General features: G+C 61.7%; 17 protein-coding genes and 2 pseudogenes (1 of these 19 cut by a window edge). 13 read left to right on the forward strand and 6 right to left on the reverse strand.

The window, feature by feature from the left end; all coding sequences use genetic code 11:
• From ACTJKS_RS22030 to ACTJKS_RS22050, 5 genes and pseudogenes are all read left to right on the forward strand, one after another.
• A protein-coding gene (locus tag ACTJKS_RS22030) for a non-ribosomal peptide synthase/polyketide synthase (protein ID WP_262948581.1) crosses the window boundary here: on the forward strand, positions 1-4,792 show its final stretch. 13,031 nt of this gene lie to the left of the window's left edge; the window shows 4,792 of its 17,823 coding nt (coding positions 13,032-17,823); the start codon falls outside the window, past its left edge; its stop codon occupies positions 4,790-4,792.
• Positions 4,793-4,858: 66 nt separating this feature from the next.
• Entirely contained in the window at positions 4,859-6,007 is a 1,149-nt protein-coding gene (gene macA, locus ACTJKS_RS22035) for a macrolide transporter subunit MacA (protein WP_198758279.1), read from the forward strand.
• 2 nt (positions 6,008-6,009) lie between these two features.
• The gene (locus tag ACTJKS_RS22040) at positions 6,010-7,965 is read left to right on the forward strand and encodes a MacB family efflux pump subunit (protein WP_262948584.1); all 1,956 of its coding nucleotides are present in this window, start codon (positions 6,010-6,012) and stop codon (positions 7,963-7,965) included.
• 614 nt (positions 7,966-8,579) lie between these two features.
• On the forward strand, positions 8,580-8,951 hold the full coding sequence (locus ACTJKS_RS22045; RefSeq protein ID WP_262948586.1) for a DUF6124 family protein: 372 nt from the start codon (positions 8,580-8,582) through the stop codon (positions 8,949-8,951).
• Between the two features lie 138 nt (positions 8,952-9,089).
• Positions 9,090-9,257 (forward strand): annotated as a pseudogene (locus ACTJKS_RS22050) (DUF6124 family protein); the annotation flags it as partial.
• A 55-nt stretch (positions 9,258-9,312) separates the two neighbouring features.
• On the opposite strand, the gene ACTJKS_RS22055 reads toward ACTJKS_RS22050, so the two are convergent.
• Together ACTJKS_RS22055 and ACTJKS_RS22060 are read right to left on the reverse strand one after the other, a co-directional pair.
• A complete protein-coding gene (locus ACTJKS_RS22055; protein ID WP_108182929.1) occupies positions 9,313-10,071 on the reverse strand; it encodes a helix-turn-helix transcriptional regulator in 759 nt (252 codons plus the stop codon).
• 148 nt (positions 10,072-10,219) lie between these two features.
• Positions 10,220-11,143 (reverse strand): universal stress protein, encoded by a 924-nt coding sequence (locus ACTJKS_RS22060; protein WP_108182928.1) that lies wholly within the window; start codon positions 11,141-11,143, stop codon positions 10,220-10,222.
• A 310-nt stretch (positions 11,144-11,453) separates the two neighbouring features.
• Here ACTJKS_RS22060 and ACTJKS_RS22065 point away from each other — a divergent pair, with 310 nt between their 5' ends.
• The 4 genes from ACTJKS_RS22065 (at position 11,454) to ACTJKS_RS22080 (ending at position 15,095) form a co-directional block, all read left to right on the forward strand.
• A complete protein-coding gene (locus ACTJKS_RS22065; RefSeq protein WP_262948588.1) occupies positions 11,454-12,527 on the forward strand; it encodes an NAD(P)-dependent alcohol dehydrogenase in 1,074 nt (357 codons plus the stop codon).
• A gap of 35 nt (positions 12,528-12,562) precedes the next feature.
• On the forward strand, positions 12,563-12,778 hold the full coding sequence (locus ACTJKS_RS22070) for a hypothetical protein (RefSeq protein WP_108182926.1): 216 nt from the start codon (positions 12,563-12,565) through the stop codon (positions 12,776-12,778).
• 38 nt (positions 12,779-12,816) lie between these two features.
• Complete coding sequence (locus tag ACTJKS_RS22075) at positions 12,817-14,055, forward strand: MgtC/SapB family protein (protein ID WP_108182925.1); 1,239 nt, start codon at positions 12,817-12,819, stop codon at positions 14,053-14,055.
• A gap of 116 nt (positions 14,056-14,171) precedes the next feature.
• Positions 14,172-15,095, forward strand: a complete 924-nt coding sequence (locus tag ACTJKS_RS22080) for a universal stress protein (RefSeq protein ID WP_041074985.1) — start codon at positions 14,172-14,174, stop codon at positions 15,093-15,095.
• Positions 15,096-15,143: 48 nt separating this feature from the next.
• On the opposite strand, the gene ACTJKS_RS22085 is transcribed toward ACTJKS_RS22080, so the two are convergent.
• Entirely contained in the window at positions 15,144-15,707 is a 564-nt protein-coding gene (locus ACTJKS_RS22085; RefSeq protein ID WP_041074987.1) for a GNAT family N-acetyltransferase, read from the reverse strand.
• Positions 15,708-15,932: 225 nt separating this feature from the next.
• On the opposite strand from ACTJKS_RS22085, the gene ACTJKS_RS22090 reads away from it, so the two are divergent.
• Complete coding sequence (locus tag ACTJKS_RS22090; RefSeq protein WP_086792804.1) at positions 15,933-16,847, forward strand: universal stress protein; 915 nt, start codon at positions 15,933-15,935, stop codon at positions 16,845-16,847.
• 16 nt (positions 16,848-16,863) lie between these two features.
• On the opposite strand, the gene fnr is transcribed toward ACTJKS_RS22090, so the two are convergent.
• Positions 16,864-17,607 (reverse strand): fumarate/nitrate reduction transcriptional regulator Fnr, encoded by a 744-nt coding sequence (gene fnr, locus ACTJKS_RS22095; RefSeq protein WP_440828990.1) that lies wholly within the window; start codon positions 17,605-17,607, stop codon positions 16,864-16,866.
• Positions 17,608-17,867: 260 nt separating this feature from the next.
• Between fnr and ACTJKS_RS22100 the strand changes: the two genes are divergently transcribed.
• Together ACTJKS_RS22100 and ycaC are read left to right on the forward strand one after the other, a co-directional pair.
• Positions 17,868-18,788, forward strand: a complete 921-nt coding sequence (locus tag ACTJKS_RS22100; RefSeq protein WP_108182924.1) for a universal stress protein — start codon at positions 17,868-17,870, stop codon at positions 18,786-18,788.
• 158 nt (positions 18,789-18,946) lie between these two features.
• Complete coding sequence (ycaC, locus tag ACTJKS_RS22105; RefSeq protein WP_041074995.1) at positions 18,947-19,579, forward strand: isochorismate family cysteine hydrolase YcaC; 633 nt, start codon at positions 18,947-18,949, stop codon at positions 19,577-19,579.
• 307 nt (positions 19,580-19,886) lie between these two features.
• Here the strand turns inward: ycaC and ACTJKS_RS22110 are convergent.
• Together ACTJKS_RS22110 and ACTJKS_RS22115 are read right to left on the reverse strand one after the other, a co-directional pair.
• A pseudogene (locus ACTJKS_RS22110) lies at positions 19,887-20,045 on the reverse strand (cell filamentation protein Fic); the annotation flags it as partial.
• Positions 20,042-20,305, reverse strand: coding sequence for a hypothetical protein (locus ACTJKS_RS22115; protein ID WP_041074997.1), 264 nt, complete (start codon positions 20,303-20,305; stop codon positions 20,042-20,044). The gene ACTJKS_RS22115 and the pseudogene ACTJKS_RS22110, both read right to left, overlap by 4 nt.
• Before the next feature lie 264 nt (positions 20,306-20,569).
• Between ACTJKS_RS22115 and ACTJKS_RS22120 the strand changes: the two genes are divergently transcribed.
• The gene (locus ACTJKS_RS22120) at positions 20,570-21,505 is read left to right on the forward strand and encodes a Gfo/Idh/MocA family protein (protein ID WP_108182923.1); all 936 of its coding nucleotides are present in this window, start codon (positions 20,570-20,572) and stop codon (positions 21,503-21,505) included.
• Positions 21,506-21,580 lie beyond the last annotated feature (75 nt).

Genomic DNA, 21,580 nt, shown 5'->3' on the forward strand with positions numbered 1-21,580 from the left:
CGGTGGCCACAGCGCCTACAACATCCCGGTCGGTCTGCGCCTGCGCGGTCGACTGGATGAAGACGCGCTGCAACGGGCACTGGCACGCATCGTCGCGCGTCATGAAACCCTGCGCAGCCGCTTCAGCCAGATCGACGATCAGCCACAGGTGCTGATCCTGCCGGCCGAGAGCGGTCTGTTGCTGCCGGTAGAAGACCTGCGCCAGCACCCACAGGCTGACAACGCCTTGCGTGGCCTGATTGAGGAGCAGGCCTGCGCCTCGTTCAATCTGCAGCACGATGCGCTGCTGCGCGGACGTCTGGTGCGTCTGGCCGACGACCATCATGTGCTGTTGCTGACGCTGCACCACATCATCGCCGATGGCTGGTCGATGGGCGTGCTGACCCGCGAGTTGGCCGCGTTGTATCAAGCGTTCAGCCGTGGCGAAGACGATCCGCTGCCGCCGCTGGCCCTGCAATACACCGACTACGCGGTGTGGCAACGGCGCTGGCTCAGTGGCGAGGTGCTGCAGCGCCAGAGCGATTACTGGCAGCAGACCCTGGCCGGCGCGCCAGCCCTGCTGACCCTGCCCACCGACCGTCCGCGTCCGCCACAGCAGGACTATTCCGGCAGCCGCGTCGACATACTGCTCGATCAACACTTGAGCACCGGTTTGAAAGCCTTGTGTCAGCGTCGTGCGGTGACGCCATACATGGTGATCATGAGCGCCTGGGCGATGCTGCTCAGCCGTTTGTCCGGGCAGAGCGACGTGGTGATCGGCTCGCCGGTAGCCAACCGCACCCGCGCGGAGATCGAAGGCCTGATCGGCATGTTCGTCAACACCCTGGCGCTGCGCATCGACACCTCGGGCGAGCCGAGCGGCGAGACGCTGCTGGCGCGGGTCAAGGCGCAAACCCTGGACGCTCAGGCGCATCAGGATCTGCCGTTCGAGCAAGTGGTGGACATCAGCAAGCCTGTCCGCAGCCTGTCGCACAGCGCGTTGTTCCAGACCATGCTCAGTTGGGACAACAACGACGGCCCGAGCCTGACCCTCGGCGACCTGACCCTGGAAGGGGTGGCCGGCGACAGCCACTTTGTGAAATTCGACCTGTCACTGAGCCTCGGCGATTCGCCCGACGGCATTCGCGGTTCGTTGCGCTACGCCACGGCGTTGTTCGACGAGGCGACCATTCGCCGCTTCGTCGGCTACTTCCAGCAACTGCTGGCGGCGTTGGTCAACGATGATCAGGCGCTGTTGACGCAGGTGCCGTTGCTGGCGACGGATGAGCGTCAGCGCTTGCTGGTGGATTTCAACGCCACCGAGGTTGATTGCCCGCTGGAGCAGCCGTTGCACGGCTTGTTCGAAGCGCAGGCGCGCCGGCAACCAGAGGCTGTCGCGCTGCAATCCGCACAGGGAAACCTGACCTACCGCGAGCTCAATCAGCGCGCCAACCGCTTGGCCCGGCACCTGCGCGCACAAGGTGTGCAACCGGATGCGCGGGTGGCGATCTGCGTCGAGCGCGGGCTGAATCTGATCGTTGGTTTGCTCGGCATCCTCAAGGCCGGTGGTGCCTATGTGCCGCTGGATCCGGGGTATCCGGCGGAACGCTTGGCGTACATGCTCAAGGACAGCGCGCCGACCGCGGTGCTGGTGCAGACCGCTACTCGCGGGTTGTTCGATGACGCGGTCGCCACGGTAATCGACCTTGACCGCAGTACCTGGCAGCACCTGCCGGATCACGATTCGCCAGTACCGGGCCTCAGTGCTTCGAATCTTGCGTACATGATCTACACCTCGGGTTCGACCGGGCTGCCGAAGGGCGTGATGATCGAGCACCGCAGCGCCTGCAACATGGTGCATTGGGGTTCGCAGCTCAGTCCGCCGACCGAGCACGGCGCGCTGCTGCAAAAGGCGCCGTTCAGTTTTGACAGTTCGGTGTGGGAGATCTTCTGGCCGCTGTGTTCCGGGATGCGCCTGGTACTGGCGCGACCGGATGGCAACCGCGATTCGGCGTATGTGGTGCAGACCATTCGTGAGCAGCAGGTCACCGTAGTCAAATTCGTTCCGGCGCTGTTGCAGCAGTTCATCGAGCAGGACGGTGTCGAGCAATGCACCAGCCTGACCGATGTGCTCAACGGTGGTGGCGAACTCAGTGCAGCGCTGGCCCGCCAAGTGCGCGATCGCCTGCCGTGGGTGCGTTTGCACAACGTTTATGGCCCGACCGAAACCACCGTGGACAGCACCGGCTGGACGCTGGAGCCGGACGTGCCGGTGCCGGACAACGTGGTGCCCATCGGTAAGGCATTGAGCAACACCCGTCTGTATGTGCTCGATGCCTACGGTCAACCGGTACCGCAAGGCGTCAGCGGTGAGTTGCACATCGGTGGCGTCGGCGTGGCGCGGGGTTATCACGGTTTGCCGGAGATGCAGGCCGAGCGCTTCATCGACAGCCCGTTTGTGCCGGGGGATCGGTTGTACCGCACCGGGGATCTGGCGCGCTACAACCACGCTGGCGAGCTGGAATTCCTCGGTCGCAACGACTTCCAGATCAAGTTGCGTGGCTTGCGTCTGGAGCCGGGAGAAATCGAGGCACGGTTGATCGAACATCCGGCGATTCGCCAAGCGGTGGTGATGGTGCGCGATGAGCGTCTGGTGGCCTGGTACAGCTTGCGTGCCGGCATCGACGCGCCATCGTTGGAAACCTTGCGCAGCCATGTGCTGGAGCGTTTGCCGGAGTACATGGTGCCCGGCGCGTTTGTGCTGCTCGACGCTTTGCCGCTGACACCGAACGACAAGATCGACCGCAAGGCCCTGCCGGAGCCGGGAGCCGACGCAGTCATCAATCGCCCATACGTGGCACCCGAGGGTGAAGTTGAAACCACGCTGGCGCAGATCTGGAGCGAGGTGCTTGGCGTCGAACAGGTCGGTCGTCACGACAACTTCTTTGAACTGGGCGGGCATTCGTTGCTGGCGGTGAAACTGGTCAATCTGCTGCAACGGGCCGGGCTGCAACTGTCGCTGGCCGAGCTGTTCCAGCACCCGAGCATTGAATCTGCCGCCGTGCTGCTCAGTCAGGACGAGGCACTCAGTCAGCCTGACGGGCTGGTCGTGGTTCGTGCCGGGGCGCACGGTACGCCGCTGTTCCTGCTGCATGAATTCAGCGGCAGGGACGTGTACTTCCCGACTCTGGCCCAGCACATCGGTGGCGAGTTCCCGATTTACGGCCTGCCCGGCGTGCCGTTGGGGCAAGCGCAATTACGCACGCTTGAGTGCATGGCGCAGCGCATGGTCGGGATCATCCGCGCGGTACAGCCACACGGCCCGTATCGGCTGGCGGGCTGGTCGTTCGGCGGGGTGCTGGCGCATGAGGTCGCGCAGCAATTGCTTGGCCTCGATGAACCGGTGGAGTTTATCGGCATGCTCGACAGCTACGCACCGAACCCGCTGGCTCAGGACAAGGCCATGTGGAGCGGCGAGGGCCTCGACAAGCGCCAGTTACTCGGCCATTGCCGTGGCCGTTCGCTGATGCTCGGTGCTGAAAGCGAGGCAGCGCTGGCGGCGGTGCAAACGCTGGAAGCGCAAGTCGAACAACTGGACTTCCCCGAGCTGTTCCAGCGCTGTCAGGCGCAACAACTGACCGACCCGGAACTGGCCACGGTCAGCGCGGCGGACGCCTGGCATTACTTTGATCGCGAAGCGGCGCATCGTCTGGCGCTGGCGCATTACCGGGTCAGCCCGGCGAGCCAGCCGATCCACTTGTTCCGTGCCCAGGAACTGATGGACGGCCAGTCATTGCCGAGCCCGACTCGCGGCTGGGAAGAGCGCTTCGATATCGGCTTGCTGCGTTGCATCGACATCCCCGGCGATCACCGGACCATGATGAAGCATCCGCACATTCAGGCACTCGGTCAGGCCATTACCGGGGCGCTGGAAACCCTGGTGACGCCGCAGCCGACACTGTATCAACCGCTGCTGACGATTCAGACCGGGCAGCCGGGGCATGCGCCGATTTTCTGCGTGCCGGGGGCGGGTGACAGTGTCACCGGGTTCATTCACCTGACCGAGGCCATCGGCCCGGAATGGCCGATCATCGGCTTGCAACCGCGCGGGCTGGACGGCGCCAGTGTGCCGCACAGCGCGGTCGAAGCCGCTGCCGCGTTCTACCTGCAGGCCATCGAGCAGATCCACCCGCAAGGGCCGCTGCACCTGATCGGGCATTCGTTCGGCGGCTGGGTCGCGCATGCCATGGCGGCGCAGTTGCAGGCGGCCGGGCGCGTGGTGGCGTCGCTGACCTTGATCGACAGCGAGGCGCCGGGCGGTGACGGCACGGCGGGCAAGCCGTATACGGCCACTGCCGCGCTGCAACAGCTGATCGACACCCTGCAATTGTCCTGTGGCAAATCGCTGGGCATCGATCCGGCGACCTTCGCCAACGCCGATGACACCACGCAACTGCGCCTGCTGCACGCCGGCATGGTGCGCGCCGGGGTGCTGTCGGAGCGGGCGGCGTCAGATGCGATGCACGGCCCGGTCCGCACATTCGCCAGCGCCTTGCGCACGGTCTATCAGCCGCGTCTGGCCTACAGCGGGCCGGTGCGGCTGGTGCTGGTCGATGACCCGACGCTGGACGAGTGGGGCAATCAGCGCGAACAGGCGGCGATGCTCGAAGGCTGGCAGCGGCAGGTCAGTGATCTGGCGGTGTGGTACGGGCCGGGCAACCACTTCACGATTCTCAAGGCGCCCAACGTCTTCAGTTTCGCCGCGTGGTGGCATGACGGCCTGGCGCTGGCGGTCGGCGAAGCGCTGTCCTGAGTGTGGTTTTTCTATCAAGACCCGGCCGCTGGCCGGGTCCATCCCTGAACGGACTTGTGGTTATTTATGGAAAAGTCGAAGTTGCGCAAAGTCGGTATGGGGTTGGCGTTGGCGGCGGTGGCCGGGTTGGTGCTGTACACGGTGCAGGCCCCGGCCGAAGCGCCGAAATACCAGACGGCGCCGGTCGAACGCACGGACATCGAAAACACCGTGCTCGCCACCGGTTTGCTGGAAGGCGTCAAGCAAGTGGATGTCGGCGCGCAAGTGTCGGGGCAGTTGAAGTCGCTCAAGGTCAAGGTCGGCGACAAGGTGAAGAAGGGCCAGTGGTTGGCGGAAATCGATCCGCTGGTGCTGCAGAACACCCTGCGTCAGGCGCAGGTCGATGAGGAAAACCTGCAGGCGCAGAAGCGCGCGACGCAGGCGCAGCTCAAGCAGACCAAAGCGATTTACGAGCGTTATCAGAACCTGCAGGAAGACGCTTCGATCTCGCGTCAGGATTTTGAAACCGCTCAATCGAACTACGAGGTGCAGCAGGCCAATCTGTTGTCGCTGGACGCGCAGATCAAGAGTGCGCACATCCAGATCGACACCGCCAAGGTCAACCTCGCGTATACGCGGATCGTCGCACCCATCGATGGCGACGTGGTCGGCATCGTTACCCAGGAAGGCCAGACCGTGATCGCTAACCAGTTGGCGCCGATCCTGCTGAAACTGGCGGATCTGGACACCATGACCATCAAGGCGCAGGTCTCGGAAGCGGACGTGATCCATATCGCGCCGGGACAGCAGGTGTACTTCACCATCCTCGGTGAGGACAAACGCTATTACGGCAAGCTGCGCGGCACCGAGCCGGCACCGCAGAACTTCCTCGAAACGCCGCCAGCCGGCACCCCGAAACAAAACACCGCAGTGTTCTACAACGCGCTGTTCGAGGTGCCCAATCCCGACCATCGCTTGCGTATCTCGATGACCGCGCAGGTGCGTATCGTCCTTGATACCGCGCAATCGGTGCTGACCGTGCCGGTGGCCGCGCTCGGCCCACGCAATGCCGATGGCAGCTTTCCGGTGCGGGTGCTGGACGCCAAGGGCCAGGCGCAGTCGCGCAACGTGCAGACCGGGATCAACAACAACGTCAAAGTGCAGATCAATCAGGGCCTGAATGAAGGCGAGCGGGTGGTGATCGGTGATCCGCTGCCCGCCGTGGCGGGGGCTTGAGCATGACGCAGCCGTTACTGCAACTGACCGGCATCACCCGCAGTTTCACTGCCGGCGACCGCGAGTTTCTCGCGCTGAAGAACATCAACCTGACGATCAACGCCGGAGAAATGGTGGCGATCATCGGCGCCTCCGGCTCCGGCAAATCAACCCTGATGAACATCCTCGGCTGTCTCGATTACGCCACCGCCGGCAGCTACAGGATCAACGGTCAGGAGACCCGCGACCTCGACGATCAGGCGCTGGCCGAACTGCGCCGCGATTACTTCGGCTTCATCTTCCAGCGCTATCACTTGCTGCCGCACCTGAGCGCGATGCACAACGTCGAGATGCCGGCCATCTACGCTGGCATTCTCGCGCCGCAACGCCACGCCCGCGCCCGCGAGTTGTTGGCGCGACTGGGTCTCGACGGGCACCTGACCCACCGGCCGAGCCAGCTCTCCGGCGGTCAGCAGCAACGGGTGAGTATCGCCCGGGCCTTGATGAATGGCGGTGAAGTGATTCTCGCCGACGAACCCACCGGCGCCCTCGACACCGCCAGCGGCAAGGAGGTGATGCGCATTCTGCTGGAGCTGCACGCAGCCGGGCACACGGTGATTCTGGTGACCCACGACCCGAAAGTCGCGGCCAACGCCGAGCGCATCATCGAAGTCAGCGACGGCGAAATCCTCAGCGACCGCCGCAACCAGCGCGACACCGGGCAACTGCCGGGTGAAGACGTGCCGCCAAAACCCCCGGCTACCCGCCGCCTGGTCGCCAGCCTCGGGCTGTTCAAGGAAGCCTTCAACATGGCCTGGGTGGCGCTGATTTCGCACCGCATGCGCACCTTGCTGACCATGCTCGGGATCGTCATCGGCATCACCTCGGTGGTGTCGATTTCGGCGATCGGCGAGGGGGCGAAAAACTACGTGCTCAAGGACATTTCGGCAATCGGCAGCAACACCATCGATATCTATTCCGGCAGCAGTTTCGGCGACAAGCGCGCGGCCTCGATCGAGACGCTGGTGCCGGCCGACGTTACCGCGCTGAATCAGCTGTATTACGTCGACAGCGCCACCCCGGTGGTCGGCCGCAGCATGCTTTTGCGTTACCGCAACATCGACCTCGACGCGCAGATCAACGGCGTCAGCGACCAGTACTTTCAGGTGCGCGGGATCAAACTGGAGGCGGGCATTACCTTCAGCGAAAGCGATGCGCGGCGCCAGGCGCAGGTGGTGGTGATCGACTACAACACCCGGCATCGGTTGTTCGGTGAGGGCGTCGATCCGCTGGGGCAGGTGATCCTGATCGGCAACCTGCCGTGCACGGTGATCGGCGTGGCGGCCGAGAACAAAAACCTGTTTGCCTCTGGCAAGACCCTCAACGTCTGGGTGCCCTACGAAACGGCCGCCGGGCGTATCCTGGGCCAACGCTTTCTCGACAGCATCAGCGTGCGCATCAAGGACGGCCAGTCGAGCAAAGTCGTGGAAAATCATGTCACCCAATTGCTGCTGCAACGCCACGGCATCAGGGATTTCTACACCAACAACCTCGACAGCGTGATGCAGACCGTACAGAAAACCAGCCGCTCGCTGGCCTTGCTGCTGTCGCTGATCGCGGTGATTTCGCTGGTGGTCGGCGGCATCGGGGTGATGAACATCATGCTGGTGTCGGTGACCGAGCGCACGCGGGAGATCGGCATTCGCATGGCGGTCGGCGCGCGCCAGTCGGACATTCGTCAGCAGTTTCTGGTGGAGGCGGTGATGGTCTGCCTGCTCGGTGGGGCCATCGGCATTTCCCTGTCGTACGCCATCGGCCACCTGTTTTCGCTGTTTATCAAGGAATGGGAAATGGTGTTCTCCATGGCCTCGGTGTTGACTGCGGTGATCTGCTCGACGCTGATCGGCATCGTCTTCGGTTTCGTTCCTGCGCGTAATGCTTCGCGCCTGGACCCGATCGAGGCGCTGGCGCGGGACTGATTGCCGGAGCTGATTGGCCGGGCTCGTGCCTGATGCGCACAAATCGAAAGGGACGGGTCATGACCCCGTCCCTGTTTTTCGCCCTCAATCCAACTGTGGGAGCTGGCTTGCCAGCGATGACGGCCCACAAGCCGACCAACCTCCCAACTGAATGCACTCAATTCAACTGTGGGAGCGAGCCTGCTCGCGAAAGCGGTCTGCCAGACGACATCAAAACTACAGGAGCAATCCCGGTCCTCCACACACACCATAAACGCACCCTGCAACCACGTTTAAAATACACGAGCCGTTACGCCATACCGGCTACAACGCCTTGCGCCGTTACCTACGCGTACGCCAGAATCCGCCGGCTTACACGGCTATGGGGCGGGCTATATCGTTTCCCTGTCACTGAAAATCAGTGATCGGGTTTGGTAGCCCGTTTCTAAGTGTGATGGCGACGCCATATTCAGTACCTTTTCAGGGACTCGATTTTATGGTGGCCATGCGTGGGGCTCATTCGTGAGCGCCGGGTTTTCCTGCTTAGACCGGTCTACCAACCCGCGTATGGCCGCCACCCTCGTTTGGTAGCGAGAGTGATGGCTCCTTACTTTTGCTAAGCAGGAGCTTCATCCATGTTCAAAGCCACACCCAACCCCCCAGACACCTCAATCCCGTACGACCCAGCCCTCGACCCGCAGAAGATAAAAGCGGCCACCGACCGCGCCATCAACTTCTACCTCAACCCCGGCGCCCTGAAGATCTCGATCCCTTCAACACCCTCAAGCAAATCCAACAGAATCTTCCTCATCGACCCCACCGTGGACGAGGAAACCTTGCTCGTCGAAGCCTGCGAATCGTTAGCCGCCGCCAGCGATATGGCCCGTGATATTGGCGACGTCATCGACCACCCACAGCGCCGGGCCATGCTGATGCTGCATCAGGTGATCATGCTCAGTGAACTGATGGTCAACCGAGTACTCGATGGCCGCCGCATCCCGAACTAACTGCCCGGTCCTCTGTAGGAGCTGCCGCAGGCTGCGATCTTTTGATCTTGTTTTTAAAAGCAACATCAAAAGATCGCAGCCTTCGGCAGCTCCTACATTGAGAAATTCTTTCAAGTGCCTCGATCGGAGTCCCAGCTGATGCCCGAAACCCCACCCAGCCCGCCGGCCACAGACCCGGTATCACCCTACGAATCCCTCAACTCCAGAAAACTCCACGAAGCCGCCGAACGCGCCCTCGATCACTACCTCGCGCCCGCGCACATCATGGCCACACCGTACACCCCCAGCAGCATGTTCCTGGTCAACCATGTAAAAAACCGCCACCCGGGGAGGGCGGCGGTTTTTTTCTTCAGTGGCGGACTCAGGCCGCGCTGGTGGCGGTGGACGTGTCCTCCGGCGAGTACATCCAGCGCATCAACGAATGCCGGCCGCTGATCCCCAGTTTGATCGCGGCGCGCTTGAGATAGCTTTCCACCGTGTTGACCTTCAACTGCAATTGCTCGGCGAGCTCCGGCGCGGTACGCCCGGCGAGCAGGCCAATGCACACTTCGGTTTCGCGATTGGACAGGCTCAGGCCCAGTTGCTGTAAACGTTCGTTGAAGCGCAGTCGCAGGTTGTCCAGGCCCGGTTGCGCGCCGTCAGTGCCGGGCGACGGCTCTTCAGTGCCGGTCTGCAAGGGTTGCAGGGCGTGAATGTGTTTTTCCAGCATCGGCAACAGCACCGGAGAGATGTCCTGCAACAAACTCTGCTCCTGGGCCGAGAACCGTTGCGACTGGTCGTTGCGATACACCGAAATCACGTAGCGGTAGCCGTCCTTGCGTCGGGTCAGGTGCAATTGTGAGGCGTCGGCGCTGGCGGAGGCGGGCGCGTCTATTGGCGCACTCGAGCGTGCGGCAATGTGTTCGCAGAATACCGTTTCAGCCTGCTGGGCCGAGTCTTTGCCGGTTTCCGGCGGATTGCGATGGGCGGGGCGGCCGACCGGCTCAACGCGCATTTGCCGAATGTGCGTGGCGTCCACCGCCAGTTGCGTCTGGATCAGGTCATGCAGCATTCGCGGAAAGTGCCGACTACCGGTGCTCGCAATGACTTTGCCGATATGGGGAAACAGGTGTGAGTTCATAAACATCATCCATGAGTTGCAGGTGAAACAGTCCCATTCCTGACCTGCGTCGAGCATGTTCCCTGGTCGACGCAATGTCAGGATGTGGATCCTATCCTAGTACAACGTTTGAAAGACGGTTTAATGAAGGCGTTATCAGCTTATAACTTCACTCGATTTTTTCCGGCGCCACCACCCACACGCTGCATGGCATCTTGTACAGCAGGTGTTCGACGGTGCTGCCGATCAGACGGCCCACACCCCGGTGGGCGATGCGGCCCATGACGATCATGTCGATGTCATAAGCATCGGCGTAGCTGGCCAGTACCTTGGCCGGGTCGCCCAGGATCATGTGCTGGTTTTCTGCCGGAATATCGTTGCGTTCGGCCAGCTCACGGAACGCTTCGCCCTGGGCATCGAACAGCGCCTTGGCGGCACTGGAGGAAAAGAACGCGGAGGCGTGATCGAAACCGAATTCGGCGGCGCTGAGCGAGGTCAGGTCATGGGCGTAAATCACGTCGAGCTGCGCGTTACACAGCGTCGCCAGTTTATCGGCCTCGTACAGGATCCGGTCGTTCAGACCTTGGTACTGACCATCGCGATGGAACGGGTCGACCGCCGCGACAATCCGCCGTGGCAGGGCGTGTTGCACATGGCTGACGAAATGCAGCGGCACCGGGCATTCGCGCAGCAGGTGCACATCCAGCGGGGTGAACATCAGGCGCGACAGCAGTGATTCGTGTTCCAGTGCCTTGATCAGCGCCGCCATCGGTTGTTCGCGCAGGTGAATGAGGATTTCCTGCAGCGGCCTCTCGACCCAGACCACCTCGGTGGTGACGTGCACCCCGAGTTTGCGCAATGGCCGGGCCTGGTCCTCAAGCCATTGATGATGGCGTTCGATGTAGCCCAGGCGCATCTGTTCCAGCGCCTGTTCGTTGACCAGTCCGGCGGTCGCCAGGCCTTCCAGATAATCGAATGCAACGATGTGCAACGCCGCGTCGGAGGCCTTGGCCAGCGCGGCGGCGCGCTCGAAAGCCGGGCTGTTTTTCATCAGGGGCGAAACCACCAGCATGAAACGCGATTGCTCAGACATGACAAATCTCCCGTGGTTGATCGCACACACGACGCGAAAGGGCGGCGTTGTGTTCGGGCCGTGAGCCTTGAGTCCATCGTGGCCCGGGCGTGGCGGGCGGGATTGATATTTGTCAACGGGGCGATTCACCCACACAGTCCATCGGACGTGCGGTATGAGGAGGCTGTCCGAGATCCCGGGTGGGAGCGGGCGTGCTCGCGACAGCGGTGGGCTGATCCGCAGTTTGTTTGACCATTATCAACGTTGGCGCTGTGACGACGGCGCAGTCTTGAAGACATCTCAAGCTGCGACCCGCTCAGAGGATTTGATCATGACCATGATGAAAGCAGCGATCTTCGTCGAAAAGAACCGCATCGTGCTCGAAGACAAGCCGATTCCGCAAGTTGGGCCACTGGATGCGCTGGTGCGCGTCACCACCACGACAATCTGCGGGACAGACGTGCATATCCTGCGCGGCGAATACCCGGTGGCCAAGGGGCTGACCATCGGTCATGAGCCGGTGGGCGTCATCGAGCGGCTGGGTTCGCAGGTGCGCGGTTTCGTCGAAGGTCAACGGGTGATCGCCGGGGCTATCACGCCCAGCGGCCAAAGTTACGCCTGCCTGTGCGGTTGCGGCTCGCAGGACGGCCCGGACACCCGCCACGGCTTCAAGGCGATTGGCGGCTGGAAGTTCGGCAACACCATCGACGGCTGCCAGGCCGAATACGTGCTGGTGCCGGACGCCCTGGCCAATCTGTGCCCGATCCCCGACGGCCTCAGCGACGAACAGGTGCTGATGTGCCCGGACATCATGTCCACCGGTTTTTCCGGGGCGGAACGCGGGCAGATCAACATCGGCGACAGCGTCGCGGTCTTTGCCCTCGGGCCGATCGGCCTGTGTGCGGTGGCGGGGGCGCGCCTCAAGGGCGCCACCACGATCATCGGCGTCGATGCCGTGCCCGAACGCATGAGCGTCGCCCGCCGACTGGGCGCGACCCATGTGGTCAACTTCAAGGACGGCGACGTGGTCGAGCAGATCATGGCGTTGACCGATGGCCGTGGTGTCGACGTGTCCATCGAAGCGCTGGGCACCCAAGGAACTTTCGAATCGGCCTTGCGGGTGCTGCGTCCCGGTGGACGCTTGTCGAGCCTGGGAGTGTACTCCGGCGACCTGCGCATTCCGCTCAATGCCTTTGCCGCCGGGCTGGGCGATTACAGCATCGTCTCGACCCTGTGCCCTGGTGGCAAGGAACGCATGCGTCGCTTGATGGCGGTGGTGCAAAGCGGCGCGGTGGATCTGTCGCCGCTGGTGACCCATCGCTTCAAACTCGATGACATCGAGGCGGCGTATGAGCTGTTTGCGCATCAGCGCGACGGGGTCATGAAGGTGGCGATTACCCCTTGAACAAGGGCCTTTTCCGATTTGACGGAGGCTTTTCGATGAACATTGATATCAGTGCAACGGCGGCGCCGCATGGCTGGGTGGTGTCGCTGGATGATTGTCGCGTGTACTTCAATCAGTTGCAGGAGGCGCAGGCTTTTGTCAGCCGGCTCCAGACCCGCATCGACGCGCCGCATCCCTGGCCACACGCAACTGAGCGTCAAATATTTACTCCACCCGCGCCGGTCAGAACCGTGAAGGCTGTGGTGGGCTGAATTCGATCCGCGCAGGGGTAAGGCAGGGCAAATCGACGATGAATGAATCCCTGGGCATGACGGGGGCGGCGGCTGCCTTGGGCATCGGCATGCTCATCGGTCTTGAGCGCGAACGGCACAAGGGCACGGGTGAGCGTCGAGGCAGCGCAGGTTTGCGCACCTTCGCGATCAGCGCGTTGCTGGGCTACGCCGCGATGGTGGTCGGGGCGGCGCTGTTGGTGGGGATTGTCGCGATCGGTTTGACCTTGCTGATCACCGTCGCCTATTGGCGCGGGCGCGATGACGACCCCGGCGTGACCAGCGAAGTGGCGCTGCTCATCGTGCTCATATTGGGCGCGTTGTGCACACGCTCACCCGAACTGGCGGTGGCGATTGGCGTGGTGGTGGCGGGTTTGCTGACGTATCGGGAAAAGCTGCATGACTTCGCGATCACGCAGTTGAGCGAAACCGAAATGCGTGATGGCCTGATCTTGCTGATAACCGCGCTGGTGGTGTTGCCGTTGACACCGGATCGCTACATCGGGCCGTACGCCGCGCTCAATCTGCGCACCATTTGCACCTTGACGGTGTTGCTGATGCTGGTGGGCGCCGGCGGGCACATTGCCGTTCGTACGCTGGGCATTCGTTACGGCTACGTTCTCAGCGCCATCGCCTCCGGCTTCGCTTCCAGCACCGTGACCATTGCGACGATGGGCCATCGGCTCGCCCGGGAGCCGGCGAATCTGCGAATCCTCAGCGCGGCAGCGCTGCTGTCCAATCTGGCGACCATGGTTCAGACCGGGCTGATTCTCGCCACCGTCGATCCAGCCTTGTTGCGCAACATGTGGCTGCCGTTAGTCTGCGGCAGCGTGGCGGCGCTGATCTACAGTGCTTGTCTGATGTTTCCCCGACCCGCCAGAGGAGCTGAAGAGACGCTGCCGGCAGGCGGTGCATTCAATCTGAAACTGGCCTTGATCGTTGCGTTGACCATGACCGCGATCACCCTGGTCTCGTCGGCCATGCTCAGTCAATTCGGCCAGGTGGGCGTGATGCTCACCGCCACCTTCAGCGGGTTCGCCGATGCGCACGCGTCAACCGCCTCGATCGCCGGGTTGGCCAAGGCCGGCCTGTTACCGGTGGCGGCGATTGTCGCTCCAGCGCTGATCGCGATCAGCAGCAACTCGTTGAGCAAATGCGTGGTGGCCTGGGTCAGCGGCGGCAGGCGTTTCGCGGCGATTGTCATCCCCGGGCAGGTGCTGCTGACACTGGCGATGTGGGCCGGCACCTTATGGCACTGAAACGCGGCGGCGCGGGTTTGAGGCAGAGCTGATCAAGATCAACTCGTCGGCAGCAGGAGCGGGCAATCTGGAGATCTGTTCACTTGATCCCGTTGGCCGCCGTGCCGAGGTGCCCCATGTCGCAGACCCAACGCTTGTTGTTGATTGCTCCCCCTACCATGAGCCACACCCCGGCGTTCGAGCGTGCCGCCGCGTTGGCCGTCGCCATGCAGTTGCCGTTGCACATCGTCGCCTTCGATTACCTGCAGGCGCTGGCGGTGGCGGGCCTGTTCGCTCCTGAGCAAATCCGTCTGGCCCGGGACGGTTATTTGCGCACGCATCGCCAGTGGCTGGCCGAGCAGGGCAAATTGCTCGAACGGCATGGCATCCAGGTCACCAGTGAGGTGGTCTGGGTGCAACATCCTTACGAAGAAGTCCTGCAGTTCGTCAACGAAATGCCGTTGGCGCTGATCATCAAGGATGCGCAGCAGGAGTCGGCGTTGAAGCGGGTGTTTTATACCCCGCTGGATTGGCAGCTGCTGCGCGATTGCCCGGTGCCGGTGCATCTGGTCACCGATGACGTGCATCCAAGGCCACGCAGTGTGCTGGCGATCATTGACGTACTGCGCAGTGAAGATCAGGACCTGCTGTTCAATGATCAGATTGTCGACGCTGCGGTGCGCCTGGCCGAGCAGTGTGATGCCAGGCTTGAGTTGCTGCATGTCTACGACTGGGCGGCGGTGTATGCCACGGACATGGGCTACGGCGCCTTGCCGCTGGCCACCGGCATCTATGAGTCACTGGGCAGTGCGCAACATGAGGCATTTGCCGCCCTGGCCGAACGCCACGGTGTGCCTCCGACCTGCCGACATTTTGTCGAGGGTCCACCGGTGCCGAGCATTTGCGAGTTTGCCGCCGAACATCACATTGAGGTGATCGTGTTGGGCACGGTGCAGCACCACGGTTTGAACAAGTTGTTGGGCACCACCGCCGAACAGATCCTGCATCGCGCGCCGTGCAGTGTGCTGGCGATCAAACCGGGACATACCTTGCAATCGTGAAGAATCGCCCGGTGCCGAGTCGTTTGCAGACTCGGCACCGGGCGATTTTTACAGGTGAAGACGGTGTATGACCTGACGGCTGTCTTCAGGATCGTGGTGGGTTTCGAACTTCAGCGCCCGGGCCAGTTCGCGCATCGGTTCGTTGCTGGCAACGTCGACCGAATACATCTGGCGGAAGCCGTTCTGGCGTGCAGCCTTGATCAGATGCTCCATCAACAGTGTTCCCAGGCCCAGGTGTTGCCATTCATCGGCAACGGTGACGGCACATTCGCATTCATGCTCGCCGGTGGCGGCATACCGGCTGATGCCGATTTCGATCAGTTGGCCGTTTTCATGCACCAGCGCGATAAACGCCGTGCGTTGCCGGTTATCGGTGTCCATCAGTTGGTCGAGCATTGCCGGGCCGGGCTCGCTGATCTGCGCCAGAAAACGCATGTGCCGGGACTCGGGCGACAGGCGCTTGATGAAGGCGTATTCACGCTCGCGATCCTTTTCCGCCAACGGACGGATCAACACATGACGCCCATCCTTGACGGCCTCGATCCAGTGTTGCCCGGAGACTGCGGCGTAGGCCGCCACGGCTCGATCGTTGTGGTCTTTGACTGTAAGCATGGGGTAATCCTCCATCCGGTTTGAAAAGGCTGACACGCGTTGAGCAACGGTTGTTTTTGATGGTTTTACGCCGTCGCCGAGGCCCGCATCTGATCTGGATCAGACACACGCAAACGCGTCACTCAATGGCTGTTGGTTGATGTAAATCAACGTCGGGCAGTGGGCCGCGAGCGCAGGCTGGAACCTTGCCGGTCGTGCAACGCCGGTGCCGAGCGGAGGTGTGTGATGGGGCAATATCAACGTTTGCTGCTGGTCGCCGACCAGACCCTGCATCAGTCACCCGCCATGCTGCGCGCCATGGCGCTGGCCAAGGCGAGCGGGGCGGCGCTGGACGTACGGGCCTTTGTCGAACCGGTGCCGGTTGCGCATCTGTGGGAAGAAAGAATCGACGAAGTCGACGCTCAGCGCTATTTGCGGCGCTACCGCCGCTGGATCGCCGATGAGGTCGAACGACTCAACGGCCATGGCCTGAAGGTCACCGTCGATGTGGTGTTCACCACGCACCCGTTGCTGGAGATTCTCAGGACCGTGCAGGCACTCAAGCCCGATCTGCTGATCAAGGATGTGGCGCTGGAGCCAGTGCTGAAACGGGTGTTCATCACGCCACTCGATTGTCACTTGCTGCGTGAATGCCCGGTGCCGGTGCACCTGGTCAATCAGATTCGCTACGCATTACCGCATCGAGTGGTCGCGGCGGTGGATCCGTTCGATCCGGCCACGCAGATCAACGGCTTGAACGACACCATCATCCAGACGGCCAACGCCCTGGCCTTGCAATGTGACGCGCCGTTGCACTTGTTGTACGCCTATGACTTGTCGGCGGCATTCAACGGTGACGCACCGCTGGTGACCGGTGGCTGGAACGGCAATTTTGTCGAAGAACTGCGTGAATCGCTGCATCAGGCTTTTGTGACGCTGGCCGATCGTCATGGCGTACCCCCGGAACGTCGGCATTTCGCCATGGGCTTGCCGGTGCCGGTGATCAGCGAGTTTGTCGAGCAGTACCTGGCTGACGTGGTGGTGATGGGTACGGTGCATCGGGTCGGGGTTGACCGGTTGATCGGCAGCAACACCGAGCGGGCACTGTACTCGGTGCCGGGCAGCATTCTGGCGGTCAGGCAACGGGGCCCCAGCGATTGACCGGCCGGGGCCGGCCTCAGCGTGGCGAGCGGTGGCAGCCGGCAACCAATTGCTTGAGGCCGTCCATGTTCTGGATTCGCACGTCGCGGCCGCTGATTTCCACCAGTCCCTGATCCCGCAGGTGAGCGATGCCCCGGCAGATGGTTTCCAGACGCAGCCCGAGAAAGGAGCCGATTTCCTCGCGGCGCATTTTCAGCACGAAATCCTTTGCCGAGTAACCGCGCAGGCTCAAGCGTTGCGACAGATTGAGCAGAAACGCCGCCAGCCGCTCATCCGAGTTCATGTTGCCCATGAGCATCAACATGCTGTGGTCGCGCACGATTTCACGGCTCAGCAGCCGATTGAGGTTGTGCTGCAGCGACGGCAGGTTCTGCGCCAGTTTTTCCAGCTGCGCGAAGTGGATCGGGCAGACCTCGCTGTCCTCCAGGGCAAAGGCATTGCAGGCATGCTCGTCGGCGCTGATGGCGTCCAGCCCGAGCATCTTGCCGGGGATGTGAAAACCGGTGACCTGCTCACGGCCGTCCACCGACAGCATGCTGGTCTTGAACGAGCCGATTCGCACGGCATACAACGAGCGCAGCGGATCGCCGGTGCGGTACAGCGCAGCACCCTTTTTGACCTTGACCCGTTGCACGATCAGCGTGTCCAGGCGCTCGACTTCTGCACCGCTCATGCCGATCGGCAGACACAACTCCAGCACACTGCAGTTGGAGCACGCGGTTTTGAGGTGGTGCACAGGCAGAGCAAGTTTTTCGGACATGGGAGAGTTCACGCGGTTGGGGGTGGGTTAAGCATAGGTGCCCCGCATACGGACACCGATTTCATTTAACAACCGCCTGCGCCAGCTGACGAACGGACGAAAGCGCACTGCGGGGGAACGCAGCTGCGCCATTGCTTGATAAAAATCAGAACCCTCGCAAGGTACCGTCGGATACTGGCCGGGCAAGTGGTCACTACTCGATCGACAGGGATGTCAGGCTGGCCCTCAGGCCAGTACCGCACTGCCAGGATGAGGTTCGTATGCTCAGATTCAAGCGAATGCTGTTGATCGCGCCTGCCGAAATGGTTCGCACCCCGGCCTTCGATCGCGCGATGGCTCTGGCGCAGGCAACCGGCGCGGCGCTGCACATCGTGGCGTTCGATTATGTGCAGGCGCTGGCGGTGGCCGGTCTGTTTGACCACGATGCGATGGCCCAGGCACGCGAGGGTTATTTGCAGGTACACCGGCACTGGCTGGAGCAACAGGCCCGGTTCCACACCGGCAGCGGCGTGCAGGTCAGCAGCGAAGTGGTCTGGGCCAGGGCCACGCCGGCGCATCTGCTGGAGTACATCAATGACTATCGAGCCGATCTGGTGATCAAGGATACTCATCATGTCCCGGCGCTGAATCGGGCATTCCATCGACCGCTGGACTGGCTGTTGCTGCGCGACTGTCCGGCCCCGGTGCATCTGGTCACCGAAACCCGTCATCCTCTGCCGCTGAAAATGCTCGCCGCCGTCGATCTGTCGCATCTGGAGGCTCTGACCCAAGGCCTCAACGACCGCATCCTCGATCTGGCCGCCACGCTGGCAAGCGCTTGCGGCGCCGAGTTGCACCTGCTCAATGTCAGCAACTGGTCGGTGCTGGGCGATGCGGCGATGAGCGTGCCGACGCTGAGTCTGGATCACAGCCTGTGCGAGGCGATCAACGACACCCAGCAAGAGGCGTTTGATGCGCTGGCCGAGCGTTACGCAATCGAGACTCAACGCCGACACCAGATGAGCGGGATCCCGCACAAAGTGATCGAACAGTTCGCTCGCCAGAACGCGTTCGACCTGCTGGTGCTCGGTACGACCTACCAGCAGGGCCTCGACGGCTTCATCGGCGCGACGGTCGAGAGTGTCCTCAACCGGGCGCCGTGCAGTTTGATGATCGCCAAACCCCTACCCGAGGTGAATTGAGACGGAAGCATGCGAGGCCGATCCTGGTCACAGGATTGTCCGTTATGAGTTGACAGTGAAACGCTTTTCAACCGATTTATCGGTTCCGGTTGTGTCAGTAATCTGTGCCCATGTTCAACGCAACGCCAACCACCACAACCAAGAAAAGGGAATCAAACATGAGCACTGCAACCTACAACCGCCTGAACAAAGACGACGCCGTAGTCCTGCTGGTCGACCACCAGACCGGTCTGATTTCTCTGGTTCAGGATTTCTCGCCAAACGAATTCAAGAACAACGTGCTGGCGCTGGCCGACCTGGCGAAATTCTTCAACCTGCCGACCATCCTCACCACCAGTTTCGAACAAGGCCCCAACGGCCCGCTGGTTCCGGAGCTGAAAGAAATGTTCCCGGACGCGCCGTACATCGCCCGCCCAGGCCAGATCAACGCCTGGGACAACGAAGACTTCGTCAAGGCGATCAAGGCCACCGGCCGCAAGCAGATCATCATTGCCGGTGTCGTGACCGACGTCTGTGTCGCATTCCCGACCCTGTCGGCACTGGCCGAAGGCTTCGACGTCTTTGTCGTCACCGACGCCTCCGGCACGTTCAACACCACCGTCCAGCAAGCCGCCTGGAACCGCATGACTCAGGCCGGGGCACAAATGATGAACTGGTTCTCGGTCGCCTGTGAGCTGCACCGCGACTGGCGCAACGACATCGAAGGACTGGGCAATCTGCTGTCGCAGCGGATTCCGAACTACCGGAACCTGATGAACAGTTACTCGGCGTTGACCGCGCAGCAAAAGTGACTGCAGCGTTGTGAATGTGAAAGCCTGCCCTGAAAAGTTAATGCTGTTCACTTAAGCCCGACACTGTGACTGTGGCGAGGGAGCTTGCTCCCGCTGGGCCGCGAAGCGGNGCCCCAAAAGAGGGACTGCTACGCAGTCCAGCGGGAGCAAGCTCCCTCGCCACGGGTTTCAATTGAACGCAAAGTTTCTTAAGTGAGCAGCATTAGCCCTGAAAAACAGGCTTTTTTCTCCGTTGTCAGCCTGCAGGCGTGCGGCCCAACTCAAACGTGATGAGGATTCGCAGGGAGGGCTTTACAACTGATGCTCACTCAATGGGCTTTTCCTTGATGAGATAGGCGAGAGCGTCGTCGATACTGGCTTCAAATGAGAGGTGCTCGGACTCTTTGACTTCAATGGGATCTTTGAGTTTGAGCGAGTTCTGAAGATAACCTTCAGTCTCAAAATCGCCAAAGGGGTCGAAACTCATGCACTGAGTTGCTTTTTGCAACGCCTTTTTTCCTGCAGGTAGCGGCCTTGGAGGGCCATGATTTCTGTCTTGCTCAAAACGCCTTTTCTTTTCAGGTTGACGAGCAATTGCTCAACACCGTCCAGTTCCACGACATCACCGGCCAGGCGCGTGATGGTCACCGCCATGCAACTGAGGTTGTCACGATCGGCGGTAACCTTGTGGGCTTTGGCAAGCAGGCGAACTTCAGTCGCGACGCTCTGAGTCGCTGATCTGGTCATTTGGAACCCCCTCGTTTTCTCTGTCGGACCATAGCACGGCGTCGTTTCTGTGAGCGTGCCAGCTAACGTTTGGCTATCTGGGAAGGTACGTAAAGAAAGCAGGCTCTATTCGTCTGCGCCGCTGCATTGATGCACGCTACCCTGCGCGATGAACCGAGCGCTGACATCTGCGGTTTTTTGATCAGACTCAGCTGGGTTTTCCGTGACGTTTACGGCTAATCTGCGCACTCGCTGACGACAACAAGACAAAAACAGGAGTCATTGATGCAACCGATCCGTCTCGGTCTGGTGGGCTACGGCAAGATTGCCCAGGATCAACATGTTCCGGCGATCAACGCCGATCCCGGATTTCGTCTGGTGGCGGTCGCCACGCAAGGTAAACCCTGTGCCGGGGTGGAGAACTTTCACTCGTTGAGCGAGTTGCTGGAGAACGGCCCCGAGGTGGATGCGATTGCGTTTTGTACGCCGCCGCAAGGTCGGTTCGCACTGGTGCAGCAGGCGCTGGCCGCCGGCAAACATGTGTTGGTGGAAAAACCGCCGTGCGCCACGCTGGGCGAGGCGATGGCTTTGGTCAACCAAGCCCGGCAGCAGGACGTCAGTGCGTTGTTCGCCTGGCATTCGCGCTACGCCCCCGGTATTGAAGCCGCCCGCGACTGGCTCGCCAGTCGCACGCTGCAAAGCGTGCGGATCGACTGGAAGGAAGACGTGCGCAAATGGCATCCCGGTCAGACGTGGATCTGGCAACCCGGTGGTCTGGGCGTTTTCGATCCGGGCATCAATGCCTTGTCGATCGTCACCCGTTTGCTCGCGCAGCCACTGTTTGTCGAGTTCGCCGAACTGCGGGTACCGGACAACTGCCAGTCGCCGATTGCCGCGTCGATCAAGATGTCCGATGCCAGCAGACTCGACGTGCGGGCCGAGTTCGATTTCGACCACGGTCACGACGAACTCTGGAGTATCGAGATTCGCTGCGCCGAAGGGGTGCTGCGGCTGGATAACGGCGGAGCGCTGCTGAGCATCGACGGCGTGCGTCAAGTGGTGTCGGAGGAGGGCGAGTACACGGCGGTGTATCGACACTTCCGGCAGCTGATTGGTGATCGGGCCAGCGATGTGGATCTGCAACCACTGCGGCTGGTGGCGGACAGTTTCTTTGTCGGCAGCCGGGTGGCAGTCGAGCCGTTTTATGATCCGGCACGCTGATCGGTTGAAACGGGATAGCGGTTGTGCGATGACGGCGAACCTCAGCGTCAGGCCTAAGCTAATGCAAAAAGGGTA

This window comes from Pseudomonas sp. 22189, assembly GCF_052045635.1.
Taxonomy (GTDB): domain Bacteria; phylum Pseudomonadota; class Gammaproteobacteria; order Pseudomonadales; family Pseudomonadaceae; genus Aquipseudomonas; species Aquipseudomonas parakoreensis.